Source organism: Acinetobacter sp. UBA5934 (assembly GCF_002430855.1).
Taxonomy (GTDB): domain Bacteria; phylum Pseudomonadota; class Gammaproteobacteria; order Pseudomonadales; family Moraxellaceae; genus Acinetobacter.
The window spans coordinates 1-13,608 of the sequence record NZ_DJDC01000094.1 but is presented as its reverse complement, the minus strand read 5'-3'; the positions used below and the strand labels follow the sequence as shown (position 1 = coordinate 13,608).

Sequence of the window (13,608 nt, the reverse complement as noted above, 5' to 3'; positions counted from 1 at the left end):
AGAACAGATGCGTTTGTTTGGTATTCCATGCCAGTATCAGAATTACATGGTCAATGGTTTGGGTTATCGCAATGTGGTCTGTACCTTAACAGCAGGTCACGCTGACAAAGTGATTGTCGGTGCGCATTATGATGTGTTTGGGGAAACGCAGGGTGCAGATGATAATGCCTCAGGAGTGGCAGGGGTGATTGAAACGGCGCGTATACTCTCACAGCTGAAATCTCAATTGGCCCATAATGTCGAATTTGTGTTTTATACCTTGCAAGAACCGCCATTTTTCAAGACCGAGCAGATGGGCAGTTTTGTGCATGCGAAATCAATCCAGGCTCAAAAAAATCAAATCCGGGGCGTTTATATTTTAGAGATGATCGGGTTTTTTGATGAAAATCTGGTGCAGCAATATCCTACGGGCTTGAAATGGGTCTATCCGCAACATGGAAACTTTATTGCCGCGGTCAGTAATTTGCAGTCCTATGACATGAGTGCGAAATATTGTGAATCGATGCGCATACTGGACCGGTTGGAATGTCAACGACTGGTCGCACCGTCCTTTATTGCGGGAATGGAATTTTCAGATCATCTGAATTACTGGAAGTTCGATATTCCCGCCATGATGATTACCGATACAGGTCATTTTCGTAACAAGCACAATCATAGCGCGACTGATACTTTAAAAACCCTTAATATTTCCAAAATGGCCAATGTCATAAATGGACTGACTTATAGCTTAATGCTTCAGCCTGATGAATAGGTACAATAAAAAACGCAGCCCCTGAATAGAATACTGGGACTGCGATCAAAAAGGTCATCCACCTGGAGATGTAGATGACCATTCACATAACTTGTTAACTATAAATAAATTAGAAATCTACACTACATCTATAGCGTATCTGTGCCTCTATAATAAAACATGAGGGCTACATGTATTTTTTTCAAGCTGATGCTCTATCAATATCGTAAAACTTTTACACAAAAAAAGAGAGCCGAAGCTCTCTCTTTTTTGTATCGAAATACGATTAATGACGGGCTGCTTTACCTTCTGCAATCGGCTTCACAATTGGTGCTTTCACCAAAGGTTTTGGCGCTTCGGTCAAGGCGAATGGCAAGATCTCATCGATGCTTTTCACCGCCTTAATTTCCAGGCCAGCTTTGACATTTTCTGGAATTTCCACCAAGTCACGTACGTTTTCTTGAGGGATGAATACCGTCTTAATGCCACCGCGATGTGCAGCTAAAAGTTTTTCCTTTAAGCCACCAATGCGCATTGCACGGCCACCGAGGTTGGTTTCACCAGTCATGGCAATATCAGCACGTACCGGAATGCCTGTGAAGGCTGAAACCAATGCAGTGGTGAGTGCCAAACCTGCTGACGGACCATCTTTCGGTGTTGCACCTTCAGGTAAATGCACATGAATATCGGTTTCTTCAAATCTTGAAGATTCAATACCAAGCGCATCTGCACGGGTACGCACCACAGTCATTGCGGCAGTAATCGATTCTTTCATGACATCACCGAGTGAACCGGTGGTAATGAATTTACCTTTACCTTTGACCGCAGCAACTTCAATCGAAAGTAATTCGCCACCAACTGATGTCCAAGCCAAACCATTGACACGACCGACTTGCGCTTCTTCTTCTGCCATACCGAAGTCGAACTTATGTACGCCTAGGTAATCAGACAGGTTGTCAGCAGTCACATCGATATGCAGGTTTTTAGCTTTTTTGCTGACCGCTTCTTTCACGACTTTACGCGCAATTTTTGATACTTCACGTTCCAAGCTACGCACACCTGCTTCACGCGTATAGCGGCGCACGATGTCACGAATGGCTTCTTCATGAATGGTCAATTCTTTGCCACGTAAACCATTGTCCTTAATCGCTTTAGGAACCAGGTAGCGCTCAGCAATATTCACTTTTTCCTCTTCGGTATAACCCGGAAGACGAATTACTTCCATACGGTCTAAAAGAGCCTCAGGAATATTCATGCTATTTGCAGTACAGATGAACATCACTTCAGACAAGTCCAGATCAAGATCAAGGTAGTGATCGTTGAACTTGCTATTTTGTGATGGATCAAGTACTTCAAGCAAGGCAGAAGCAGGGTCGCCGCGGTAGTCTTGTGCCATCTTGTCAATTTCGTCGAGCAAGAACAGTGGGTTCTTTACGCCGACCTTGGTCAACGACTGCACCACTTTACCTGGCATCGCACCGATATAAGTACGACGGTGACCACGGATTTCCGCTTCGTCACGCACGCCACCTAAAGCCATACGCACAAATTCACGACCTGTGGCTTTGGCAATCGATTCACCCAGTGAAGTTTTACCTACCCCTGGAGGACCCACCAGGCAAAGAATCGGACCTTTAAGTTTTTTCACGCGTGATTGAACCGCTAGGTATTCAACAATACGTTGTTTCACTTCGTCCAAACCATAGTGGTCGGCATCCAGAATCTCTTGCGCCTTGTTCAGGTTAATGCTGACTTTGCTGGCTTTATTCCAAGGCGTATCTAAAATCGCCTCAATATAATTGCGCACCACAGCCGCTTCACTTGACGCAGGTTGCATGGCTTTTAACTTACGGAATTCAGATTCGGCTTTTTTACGCACATGTTCAGGTAAATCAGCCTCTTCCAGACGACGTTCAATTTCTGCAACATCATCTTCAGCACCGCCGTTCATGTCGGAAAGTTCGCGCTGAATCACCTTCATTTTTTCATTCAGGAAATATTCGCGCTGGTTTTTCTCCATCTGGCGTTTTACCGAGTCATGCAAGGTTTGTTCAATCTGCTGTTCTTCAGACTGTTGTAACAAATAAGTCATGAGCTCAGTCAAATGTGCTTCGAAGTCATCATGTTCCAAGAACTTTTGCTTGATATCGATGTTCAATGGCACACGGGTAGCCACAAAGAACAACAGTTGCAATAAGTCATCGATTTTATTTGCAGCAGTAATCAATTCACGTGCATTACGTAATTTGGCTTCTGCATATTGGGCAAATAAAGCGCGTAACTCTTGCACACGTGTTTCTTGAGCCTCAGATTCAACATTCACAGTCATTGGGCTGAGAGCATGTTCGGCTGATAAATACTCATCATTGTCGACGATTTTGACCAGTTTAGAACGATGTAAACCTTCAATGAGTACTTTTATACAGTTTTCATCATTTTCATGATTCACAACTTGCACAATCTTCGCGACAGTACCGTATTGATATAAGTTGTCGTGATCAATTTCTTCTGTAAGAGAATCTTGTTGTGCAACTACAAATACGAGATTGTCACTGTTACGGGCCACGTCAACTGCTTTGATCGATTTTTCACGACCTACGAATAACGCAATTTGCATATGTGGGTAAACCACCACATCACGTAGCGCTAAAAGGGGTAATACGTTTGGAACCTGTGTAGCTGAGGTTTCTTGATTCATAATAATTTCAGACATGGGCACTCCTAATGAGTAACAATGGTGTTGCCATATTTTTATAGTGAAGTGTATTTCAAAAAATACAAGGGCAGGGCAAATGAAAATGTATAAAAAATGAGTAAATGTGTGATTCTAAAGTGTTCCTGAGTGACCAAAATGACAGTTTAACGTTTGAAAGATAAATATTCTGAAGGCGTCAGTAGGGCATCTAGCGGTTGATCCCATGCTTCGCGTAGCAAGCGTTGCTGGATCAACTGAAAGTCATGCGCAATCCCCAGGCGAAAAGGATTATTTGGCGCACTGGCCAAGGTTTTGTCATAGAAACCGCCGCCCATACCAATGCGTGTACCATAAATATCACAGGCTAATAAAGGCATGATTAAAAAGTCCAGCGTCGAAACATGCACACCGCGTCCGGCCATAGGTTCCTGCATACCAAAAGGATGATAGGAAAAACGCTTATTTCGGTATTGTTGCAGACTGATTCGAACCCAGTGCAATTGCTGGTTCATGGTACAAATCATTGGCAGATAAACCTGCTTATGCTGTTTAAAACAGTACTCGATAATTTGATTGGTATTAATTTCTCCAAAAGCATGCAGGTAAACCCCCACTTTTTTTGCATGCTGAAAAGATTTTAGCCGGATCAGTTGCTGGAGTACTTTTTGTTGAGCTTGTTTTTGTTGAAAGTCGGAGACGGCTCTACGTTGATGTCGAAGTTGCTTGCGTAAAACTTTTAAATCCACTGACATCTTTTATTCGTTCCCAAAAAATATATCAATATTCATGCTAAAAGGAGTTTAACTGTTTTTCAGCTCTTTCAGAATCGGGCAGCCGCTTTGATTTGTGCTCTTGCATTCATCTACCCAACTGCTTAAACGGGTTTTCAGCGCCTGCAATTCCTGAATCCTTTGATCAATTTTTTCTAGGCGTTGTTCGATGACATGTCTTACCTGTTCACGGTCCTCGAGTTGAAGTTGCAGTAACTCCTGTATTTCACTGAGTTGCAAACCTGCATCTTTACCTTTTTGAATAAAGCTTAAAGTTTCAATGTCTTTGTCATTGTAATAACGGTAACTCTGGGTAGTTTCAGGCACGCGCATTAAACCGATGCGTTGATAATAGCGAATGGTTTCGACATTAATATGACACTGTTTGGCCAGTTTTCCGATGGTGAGCATAAAATATCCTCAAATGACTTGACTCTGTACCTAGGTACAGACTTTATGCTAACACAATGCAAAAATAAAACAGGTGAGTCGGATGAATGAGCAACAAAAATCTTCCTGCTGTGCAAAACAGGATTCAGTTCTTGAATTAGTGAAAGTTGATCCGGTTTGTGGCATGAGCGTTTCTGAACCTTCAGAGCATGCTTTTGAATTTGAGGGGAAAAAATATTTATTTTGTTGTGATGGCTGCAAACAAAAGTTTATTAAAAATCCTGAAACTTACCTTCAACAAACCAAGCCTAAATCAGGCTGTGGCTGTGCAAATAAAGCTAAAGTTGTAACGGCCTCATCTTCATGTTGTGGTGGTGAGAAAAAACCACAGCAGCAATATGTTGATCCGGTCTGCGGCATGACCGTGACAGATTTGTCCAAACCGCATACCGAATATTCAGGACAACTTTATTATTTTTGCTGTCAGGGCTGTTTGAATAAATTTCAGGCCAATCCAGAACAATATTTAGAAAAAAATAAATCTGAGACTTCGGGCTGTGGTTGTGCATCGCAGCCTAAAACAGCAGAACAAAAGGGATGTTGTAGCGGCGCAGATTCAAATGCTGGATTAGAGCTGCAAACCACCGTTACTGATCCCGTCTGTGGCATGCAGGTTAAAACAGATTCTAAATTCCACATTCAGTTTGAATCGCAAGACTATTATTTCTGTTCGGAACGCTGTTTGACTCAATTTACCCAGCAACCTGAGCAATATCTACAAATAAGTCAGAAAGCATCCTCTTGCTGTGGTTCAAAAGAAAAAGCGGTAGTTGAAGAAAAGAAATCCAATTGCTGTGGCGAAGCGCATGATTCACCTTTACATGGTTCGGAAATTGACCCTGTTTGTGGCATGTTGGTAGACACTTCAACTGATTTAAAAACAGAGTATCAGGCTAAAACTTATTATTTCTGTAATCCGTCTTGTTTGGAAAAGTTTAAAGGTGATCCTGAGTTTTATCTGATTCCAACCGATCAGCGGCCTGTACCGGAAGGTGCGGCGGATATGGATTATACCTGTCCGATGGACCCTGAAATTGTGCAGAAAGGACCGGGAACCTGTCCAATCTGTGGTATGGCTTTGGAGCCGATGCAACCGACCTTAAATGATGCACCGAATCCTGAACTGGTCGATTTCAGTCATCGTTTCTGGATGACCTTACCACTGACTTTAATTGTCTTTATCATGGCCATGGGTTCGCATATTCATGCCTTTATTCCGCAGCATATTCAGCCGTGGATTGAACTAGTGCTTTCTATTCCAGTAATCCTGTGGGCAGGAAAACCCTTTATTGAACGTTGTTGGATTTCTTATAAAACCCGTAACCTGAACATGTGGAGCCTGATTGGGGTCGGGGTACTGGCGGCATTTATTTACAGTGTTGTGGCAACAGTTTTTCCATCCCTGATCCCGATGCAAGCGAAAACTGGTCATGGGGTCGCCGTGTATTATGAAGCGGCCTGTATGATTGTGTCCTTGAGTTTACTTGGGCAAATCATGGAGCTGAAAGCACGTGCCAAAACTGCTGATGCATTAAAATCATTACTGAAACTGCAACCGCCTACTGCAAAACTGGTACAGCATGATCAGGTGGTGGAAGTGGATGTTGGCATGGTGAAACAGGGCGATATCTTGCAGATTTCTTCCGGGGAGCAGATTCCACTGGATGGCATTGTGGTGGAAGGCAAAACCTATGTTGATGAAGCCATGATGACAGGTGAACCGGTTCCGGTGAAAAAAGAAGTTGATGACAAGGTGATTGGCGGTACGGTGAATCAGCAGGGCAGCATACGTATTCAAACCACGGCAGTCGGTGCTAATACCACTTTAGCCAAAATGATTCAGACTGTAGCCGAAGCACAGCGCTCCAAAGCACCGTTACAAAAACTTGCCGATGTATTTGCCAAATATTTTGTGGTGATTGTTTTGGCGATTAGTGTGTTGACTTTTATGGCTTGGATGCTCTTTGGCAAAGCACAGTTTGATTTGGCACTGATGTGTGCGGTGGCAGTCCTCATTATCGCCTGTCCATGTGCCTTAGGTTTGGCAACACCAATGTCAGTCATGGCAACGACAGGTCTTGCAGCGCAAAAAGGAGTGCTGTTTAAAGATGCCGAAGCGATTGAAGCTTTAAGTAAAGTCACCACTTTAATTGTCGATAAAACCGGGACTCTGACCGAGGGTAAACCGAGCCTGAAAGAGATTAAACTGCTTTCAGATACTGTACAGCAAACGCAGGTGGAACAATGGATTGCCTCAATTGAACAGTATTCTACTCATCCAATTGCACAGACTTTAACCAAGCTTGTTGCGCATGAGCAACTGCTAAAAGTCAGTGATTTTGAAGATGTCACCGGTTTTGGAGTGAAAGGGCAGATTGATGATCAAACTTTCTATGTAGGTAGTCAAAAACTGCTGGATCAACTGGGTTTAAAACTTGCTGAACCGGCTCAAGCGAAGCTGGATGCTCAACGGGCCAAGGGAAATGTGATCAGTTTCTTGGCCAATGAACAGCAAGTTTTGGCTTATATCTCGATTCATGATGCGATTAAACACAATGCCCATCAAGTGATCGACCAACTGATTGCCGATAGCGTTGAAGTGGTGATGGCGACTGGTGACCATGAACAAAATGCAAAACTTGTTGCAGCTGAGCTGGGAATTCAGCAGGTCTATGGCAACTGTACCCCGACTGAAAAATTAGATATCGTGAAAAACTATCAGGCTCAAGGAAAGGTTGTGGCAATGGCAGGCGATGGCATTAATGATGCACCGGCACTTGCCCAGGCCAATGTCGGTATTGCAATGGGGAATGGTACCGATATTGCCAAACAGACGGCTCAGGTGACTTTAGTGAAAGGAGATATCCGTGGTGTGGCAGATGCCATTCATATGGCAAAACTGGGCGTGAAAAACATGAAGCAGAACCTGGCATTTTCCTTTGTCTATAACGGCTTAGGTGTGCCGGTTGCAGCAGGAATTTTTTACCCATTAATCGGTTTGTTGTTGACCCCGATGCTTGCTGCAGTTGCCATGTCACTGAGTTCTTTGTCTGTGGTCATTAATGCACTGCGTTTGCAAAAGTCTGAATAACTGAACCTGTAAAGGAAAGTAATAAACCCAAGATACAAGTCTTGGGTTTTTTGCATAGATGATCGGTGAATAGATGGAGGAGCACGAAATCAATTTAAAAATGAAAATTTTTTAAAATGAAAATAGGTGAATAGATCTTGTAATAAATATGACTAAGAAAAAGAAAAAACACTCCGAAGATGCCGCTGCATGTCGTTACCCTGAACCCGAAGAAGTTCAAGGTGGACGCGACGCATACTTGCTGGGTTTCCCATACGAAGATGGGCATACACTCTAAATATGCAGAACACAATCCGTAGATTTAAGTATCGGCAGGGATATAGACTCGCTGGCGAACACCTCAGAGATAGAGTAAGTATAACCAATAATGAAGTATTGGCAAATCCTCAGTGTTCAACAACTGTAAAGTTAAATCCTAAATGATGAATGTTTATGCAATTTAAATCAGAAATTAAACCAAATCATCGACATCTTCTAAAATGGTGGTAAGCAAGCGTTCACAATGTGCATATTCTTGCAGGGATTTATTCATGGCCAGTACTTCCTGCATCAGTTCAAGCGCCACCATAATAATCAGTTTGCTCGGTTCAAGACGTGGTGCTTTACGGCGAAAATCATCATATTTTTCATTTAATAATTCAGCTGCACGCTGTAAATCAGCTTTTTCCTTTTCAGTGGTTGCTAAACGAAAATTATGACCCAATACCCGCAATTCAACCGCAATTTGTTCACTCATGATTAAATGTCCTCATTGGCATCGGTGGGATGGGCAAGTTGCTGAATTTCTTGCGCATGCTGGTCCTGAGCTGTACCTAAAATAGACAGGCGCTGAATAATGGCTTCAACTTTAGCTTTCGCGTGTTCATTTTTTTGTAACAATCTTTCACGTTCCTGCTGCAAACCCTGAATTTCCTGTTGAGCCAAGCGCTGTTCATTTTGCATTTTTTCTTTAATGATACGTAATTCATTACGTTCAGCCAAAATTTCCTGAAAACGGTTTTTAAGATCGGTACAGCTTTTTTCCAAACGGCTATAACGGTCAGCTAAAGAAGCTGCATCGCTATTCAATTGCTTGAATTGCGATTGGGTTTCGTTTAATTGCTCGCTCAGATTATCTATTTCTTCTTGTTTCTGGGTGATAATGCCATTTTTTTGCACAATTTGGGCATGATGGTGCTCATTGGAATCTGCTTTTGCAGCATTGAGTGCATCATTTTCACTTTTAAAATGCGCAAGTCGCGTTTTTAAAACGCCAATATGCGCCTGTAGACGCTGTAATTCTTCTAACATATCGTAGTCGCACAGTATCGCAAACAAAGGTAATATATACGAAGTATAGAGATTGGATAAACGAATGCAAGACGATATTTCAGGTTGGTCGGAATGGCACCACAATTTTTCAAAAATTGAAGAGATTTCAAGCCCAAGTGAGTTACATGGGCTGCTAACGGGTATTGTTTGTGTTACTCAAGCACCGACATCAGATGAGTGGCAACAAATTTTAGCCACCCTTGAAATTCCGGCACTCGAGCAGCAGGTTTTAGAGATATTAGCCGATGAAGCGGAAGATATTGCCCATGCTTTATCTGAAGATGAACTCGACTATTTACCTTTGCTTCCGGATGATGAACACGTTCTTGCGGATCGTGTACAAGCCTTGGCGGACTGGTGTGCCGGTGTGGTATTGGGATTTGGTCTGGCATCAGGACATATCCGTCCGGATGAAATGGAACTGATTGAACATCTGCAAGATGTGGCTGCAGTTGAGTTTGATGAATCGGATGATGACGAAGAAGGCGAAGAAAGCTATCAGGAGCTTTATGAATTTGTGCGTTTAATTCCTGTCAGCCTGTCATTGGGACGTAAGAAAGTGGAAATTTCCGAAACTCCATTGCTGCAAAATATCCAGCCACAATTGCAAAAAAATAACGCTACTGAAGCCAGCAGTGTTGTGGAAATGTTTACACCGCATCGTCCGAGCTAATTCGGGCGATTGTGTTCAAGAACAGACCCTTTAAAAGTTATAACCTACTCATAAAAGACAAAAGTACACTTAATGATGAAACTGACTCAAGCAGATTTTCAGGAACGTCGTGACCGCCTGGCAGAAGAAATGGGTCCGCACAGTATTGCAATTATCGCCACCAGCCCGGTTGCCATGCGTAACCGCGATGCAGATTATAAATTCCGTGCAGACAGCAGCTTTTTCTATCTGACAGGATTTGCAGAGCCTGAAGCCGTGGCGGTGATTGAGACTTTTGAATCGATTGATGAAGGTTATACCTATAGTCTGTTCTGCCGTGAACGTAACCGCGAGATGGAAATTTGGAATGGTTACCGTGCCGGTGTAGATGGTGCAGTGGATGATTATGAGGCGGATGAAGCCTATGCCATTGATCTGCTCGATGAAGAAATTATCGAGAAATTGCACAATAAACAAAAGCTGTTCTATCGCATTGGCCAGCAGGCCGATTTTGATGCCCGCGTAGCAAAATGGCTGGTCAAAGCCAATGGTGAATCACGTAAAGGTACTTCGGCACCGGCACAAGTGATTCAGCTAGATCGCATTCTGGATGAAATGCGTCTGCATAAATCTGAAAAAGAAATCAGGTTAATGCAACTTGCATCAGATATTTCAGCAGAAGCACATACCCGTGCCATGCAAATGGTACGTCCGGGCATGATGGAATATGCACTGGAAGCAGAATTGAATTATGTTTTTGGTAAAAATGGCTGCTTGCCTTCATACAACAGTATTGTTGGGGGAGGGGCAAATGCCTGCATTTTGCATTACGTGGAAAATGACAAAGAGCTGAGAGATGGTGATCTGGTACTGATTGATGCTGCCTGCGAATATCAATTGTATGCTTCAGACATTACCCGTACTTTCCCGGTCAATGGTAAATTCAGTCCTGAGCAAAAAGCCTTATATAACCTGGTACTCGATTCGCAAATTGCTGCAATTGCTGCAGTGCGGATTGGTAACTCCTATAAAGAACCGCACAATGTGGCGGTACGCATTTTGGTTCAAGGCCTATTAGACCTCGGCATTATGCAAGGTGATCTTGAGGAAATTATCGCAAAAGAAACTTTCCGTCAGTTCTACATGCATGGCACCGGCCACTGGTTAGGAATGGATGTGCACGATGTCGGTTCATATAAGCAAGATGGTGAATGGCGTGCCTATGAAGAAGGTATGGTCGTCACTGTAGAACCGGGGCTATACATTGCATCCGACGATGAAACTGTCGATGCAAAATGGCGTGGTATTGGTATCCGTATTGAAGATGATGTGGTGGCTACCGAAAACGGCCCATTGGTGCTTACCAAAGATGTAGTAAAAACAGTCGAAGATATTGAAGCACTGATGGCAAAAGCCAAAGTAGCCTAAGCGATTTTGGGTAGGTAAAGCCGGTCAAATGACCGGCTTTTTTCCAAGATACAATATCGCTTGAAGTGAGGTAATTCAATATTTTATAAAGACTTAACCTGATTCGGGCAGTGCATATAAATGTAAAGCATGCACGTTTTGTCCTTTATCACCCTGCTTCTTAACGCCTAAAATGGTTGGGGAAATTTTAATTATTCTGGAACCTATCCAAGAAAAGTCCAATGTTGAAATATAACGATTGAATGTAACTGAAAAGAATACTCATTGAAGCAAAATGCATTTTGATTTACCTAGATCGCGAATAATTCAAATAAAAATAACCAAGTTAAAATTTAGCAGCTATAAAGTGACATGAATTCAACATAGGAAATCGGTTTTTTGCATCAAAGCAACATATTAATTCCAGTTTCCTTCACATACTTTCTCTGATCCTTAAATAAACTTAAAGAAGAGTGGGAGAAAAACTATGAGATTAAATACTATAGACTGGATTGCCTATGCTTTAACCATTATTGGTGGCATCAACTGGGGCTTAATTGGTGCATTTGACTTTAATTTGGTCTCTGCAATCTTTGGTGAAATGAGTACCTTATCTCGAATTGTTTATGTCTTGGTGGGTTTATCTGCACTTTATCTAATCTATACAGGAACCAAGTTAGGTAGAGCAGTACATCATGAGCCTCAAACCAGAGTTGTGCGTTAATAGCCAATCTGTGAATAAAGGAATGTGTTTAGATCTGCATGAAGCTGATTTCTGTAATTGGGATTATTAGCGGATTTTGCTGATCTGATTGTGTTAAACGGAGCTTAAGCTCCGTTTTTTATGAGGCGGCGGTAAAACTTATATCTCTTTCTGTTAATAATTTTATCTCCATATTTAAGCTAGATAGCTGAAATTTACTCACACTCTTGCCTCACTCAAAACCGAAGCGCTAATTCATTATAAAAATGAAAATCTTTGAGGTAATATAAAATCAATTATGATTAGACGTATCTAGAATTTATAGATACCACAGATAAGGATCAAAGCATGCAGCAAGAAGTCATCATTGTCGGTGGTGGGATGGTGGGCTTAAGCCTCGCACTGATGTTGGCGAAAACCAAAATTGCCGTAAAACTCTTAGAAGCAATCAAATACCCCAATTATGACGATGCTCATCTTGCGCCTTATCACTCCAGTTTTGATGCACGTAATAGCGCATTGTCTCGTCGCACGGTAGAAATCTATCAAGAACTTGGTTTGTGGAATGCCTTGCAGGAACATGCCACGCCTATTTTAGAGGTGAATATTACCGAGCAAGGCAGTTTTGGTAAGGCACGTTTAAAAGCAGAACAAGAAAAAGTCGAAAGTTTTGGGCAGGTCATTGAAAATGCCTGGTTGGGTCGTGTACTGCTCACGGAAGTGCGCAAGCAGCCATTAATTGAGCTGATCGATGGCGTACAGGTGACTTCATTAACCCAAGATTCAGACCATGCCTATATTGAAGCGCAACGTGGTGATGATTTACTGAAACTGCAATCTAAAATTGTGATTGCTGCCGATGGTCGTGATTCGTTTTGCCGTAAAGCTCTAGGCATTGGTGCCTCTGAGCATGACTATGACCAGGTTGCTATTGTCACGACGGTACAAACCTCTAAACCGCATAATCATGTCGGTTTTGAACGCTTTAGCCCGCTTGGCCCTCTAGCCTTATTACCACTACCGGGTGAATACCGCCGTTCAGTGGTTTGGCCAGTGAAAAAAGGCACCGAAGGCGAGTGGTTAGGTGAAGAAAATGATCAACATTTCTTGGATGCCTTGCAAGACACCTACGGTGATCGTGCGGGTAAATTCCAAAAAACAGGTCGCCGTTTTAGCTTCCCGCTCTCACAAGTGTTGGCTGAAAAACAGGTCGTGGGTCGGGTAGTGCTGATGGGAAATGCAGCCCATACCATTCACCCGGTTGCAGGTCAGGGCTTTAACCTGTGTATGCGTGATGCCCATGTCCTGGTGCGTTATTTAAGTGAACAAGTCGCACAGCAAGCCGATTTAGGTGATGCCGCAATGCTGCAAGATTATGAAAAATCCCGTCTGACCGATCAACAACGTGTGATTAAATTCTGTGATTCGGTCGTGCGTGGTTTTAGCAACGCCAACCCTTTTTTAAAATTCATTCGTAATACTGGCTTGGTCGCTTTTGAGACCATTCCGGGGATTAAACCTCTGGTGGCCAACTATGCCATGGGGTTAAAAGCATGAGCCAAGTTCAATCAGATGTTTTAGATGTCGTCATTATTGGTGGTGGTCTGGTCGGTGGTCTGACTGCATTATTATTGGCCCAAGGCGGGGTACAGGCAACTGTACTGGATGCTGCTCCAATCCTGGATGCCGAGAAAACCAAAAGTGTTGCTAACCCGCGGGTCTTGGCACTCAGCCAGGCGACCATTCATTTATTGAAAACGGTCGGAGTCTGGGAAAAGCTTGCCCGTCAAATGCCTTAT

Annotated in this window: 12 protein-coding genes and 1 other RNA gene; 7 read left to right on the top strand and 6 right to left on the bottom strand. The window is 42.9% G+C overall.

What is annotated here, in order from left to right:
* Window positions 1-751, top strand: a 751-nt coding sequence (locus B2Y23_RS06765; protein ID WP_291369808.1) for a M28 family peptidase, incomplete at its 5' end; no start/stop codon positions are given.
* Between the two features lie 265 nt (window positions 752-1,016).
* Here the strand turns inward: B2Y23_RS06765 and lon are convergent.
* From lon to B2Y23_RS06750, 3 genes are all read right to left on the bottom strand, one after another.
* Window positions 1,017-3,443, bottom strand: coding sequence for an endopeptidase La (gene lon / locus B2Y23_RS06760; protein WP_291369806.1), 2,427 nt, complete (start codon window positions 3,441-3,443; stop codon window positions 1,017-1,019).
* A gap of 146 nt (window positions 3,444-3,589) precedes the next feature.
* On the bottom strand, window positions 3,590-4,177 hold the full coding sequence (locus B2Y23_RS06755; RefSeq protein WP_291356177.1) for a 5-formyltetrahydrofolate cyclo-ligase: 588 nt from the start codon (window positions 4,175-4,177) through the stop codon (window positions 3,590-3,592).
* Between the two features lie 48 nt (window positions 4,178-4,225).
* Complete coding sequence (locus tag B2Y23_RS06750; RefSeq protein WP_291356175.1) at window positions 4,226-4,606, bottom strand: MerR family transcriptional regulator; 381 nt, start codon at window positions 4,604-4,606, stop codon at window positions 4,226-4,228.
* A gap of 82 nt (window positions 4,607-4,688) precedes the next feature.
* On the opposite strand from B2Y23_RS06750, the gene B2Y23_RS06745 reads away from it, so the two are divergent.
* Window positions 4,689-7,736 (top strand): heavy metal translocating P-type ATPase, encoded by a 3,048-nt coding sequence (locus tag B2Y23_RS06745; RefSeq protein ID WP_291369804.1) that lies wholly within the window; start codon window positions 4,689-4,691, stop codon window positions 7,734-7,736.
* Window positions 7,737-7,902: 166 nt separating this feature from the next.
* Here the strand turns inward: B2Y23_RS06745 and ssrS are convergent.
* The 3 genes from ssrS to B2Y23_RS06730 all read right to left on the bottom strand — a co-directional run bounded on the left by ssrS (window position 7,903) and on the right by B2Y23_RS06730 (window position 9,026).
* A non-coding RNA gene (ssrS, locus tag B2Y23_RS06740) (6S RNA) lies at window positions 7,903-8,086 on the bottom strand.
* A gap of 101 nt (window positions 8,087-8,187) precedes the next feature.
* Window positions 8,188-8,472, bottom strand: coding sequence for a cell division protein ZapA (locus B2Y23_RS06735; protein WP_291356171.1), 285 nt, complete (start codon window positions 8,470-8,472; stop codon window positions 8,188-8,190).
* A 2-nt stretch (window positions 8,473-8,474) separates the two neighbouring features.
* On the bottom strand, window positions 8,475-9,026 hold the full coding sequence (locus B2Y23_RS06730) for a hypothetical protein (RefSeq protein WP_291369802.1): 552 nt from the start codon (window positions 9,024-9,026) through the stop codon (window positions 8,475-8,477).
* 64 nt (window positions 9,027-9,090) lie between these two features.
* On the opposite strand from B2Y23_RS06730, the gene B2Y23_RS06725 reads away from it, so the two are divergent.
* From B2Y23_RS06725 to B2Y23_RS06705, 5 genes are all read left to right on the top strand, one after another.
* On the top strand, window positions 9,091-9,720 hold the full coding sequence (locus B2Y23_RS06725; protein ID WP_291369800.1) for a UPF0149 family protein: 630 nt from the start codon (window positions 9,091-9,093) through the stop codon (window positions 9,718-9,720).
* 75 nt (window positions 9,721-9,795) lie between these two features.
* On the top strand, window positions 9,796-11,127 hold the full coding sequence (pepP, locus tag B2Y23_RS06720; protein WP_291369810.1) for a Xaa-Pro aminopeptidase: 1,332 nt from the start codon (window positions 9,796-9,798) through the stop codon (window positions 11,125-11,127).
* 466 nt (window positions 11,128-11,593) lie between these two features.
* Entirely contained in the window at window positions 11,594-11,830 is a 237-nt protein-coding gene (locus B2Y23_RS06715; protein WP_291369798.1) for a DUF378 domain-containing protein, read from the top strand.
* 327 nt (window positions 11,831-12,157) lie between these two features.
* Window positions 12,158-13,366, top strand: coding sequence for a 2-octaprenyl-6-methoxyphenyl hydroxylase (ubiH, locus tag B2Y23_RS06710; RefSeq protein ID WP_291369796.1), 1,209 nt, complete (start codon window positions 12,158-12,160; stop codon window positions 13,364-13,366).
* Window positions 13,363-13,608, top strand: a 246-nt coding sequence (locus B2Y23_RS06705) for an FAD-dependent oxidoreductase (protein ID WP_291369794.1), incomplete at its 3' end; no start/stop codon positions are given. The genes ubiH and B2Y23_RS06705, both read left to right, overlap by 4 nt.

Excerpts from the sequence above, each read along its gene's own strand:
- lon (WP_291369806.1), bottom strand. The coding sequence starts at position 3,443 with ATGTCTGAAATTATTATGAATCAAGAAACCTCAGCTACACAGGTTCCA.
- B2Y23_RS06755 (WP_291356177.1), bottom strand. The coding sequence starts at position 4,177 with ATGTCAGTGGATTTAAAAGTTTTACGCAAGCAACTTCGACATCAACGT.
- B2Y23_RS06750 (WP_291356175.1), bottom strand. The coding sequence starts at position 4,606 with ATGCTCACCATCGGAAAACTGGCCAAACAGTGTCATATTAATGTCGAA.
- B2Y23_RS06745 (WP_291369804.1), top strand. The coding sequence starts at position 4,689 with ATGAATGAGCAACAAAAATCTTCCTGCTGTGCAAAACAGGATTCAGTT.
- B2Y23_RS06735 (WP_291356171.1), bottom strand. The coding sequence starts at position 8,472 with ATGAGTGAACAAATTGCGGTTGAATTGCGGGTATTGGGTCATAATTTT.
- B2Y23_RS06730 (WP_291369802.1), bottom strand. The coding sequence starts at position 9,026 with ATGTTAGAAGAATTACAGCGTCTACAGGCGCATATTGGCGTTTTAAAA.
- B2Y23_RS06725 (WP_291369800.1), top strand. The coding sequence starts at position 9,091 with ATGCAAGACGATATTTCAGGTTGGTCGGAATGGCACCACAATTTTTCA.
- pepP (WP_291369810.1), top strand. The coding sequence starts at position 9,796 with ATGAAACTGACTCAAGCAGATTTTCAGGAACGTCGTGACCGCCTGGCA.
- B2Y23_RS06715 (WP_291369798.1), top strand. The coding sequence starts at position 11,594 with ATGAGATTAAATACTATAGACTGGATTGCCTATGCTTTAACCATTATT.
- ubiH (WP_291369796.1), top strand. The coding sequence starts at position 12,158 with ATGCAGCAAGAAGTCATCATTGTCGGTGGTGGGATGGTGGGCTTAAGC.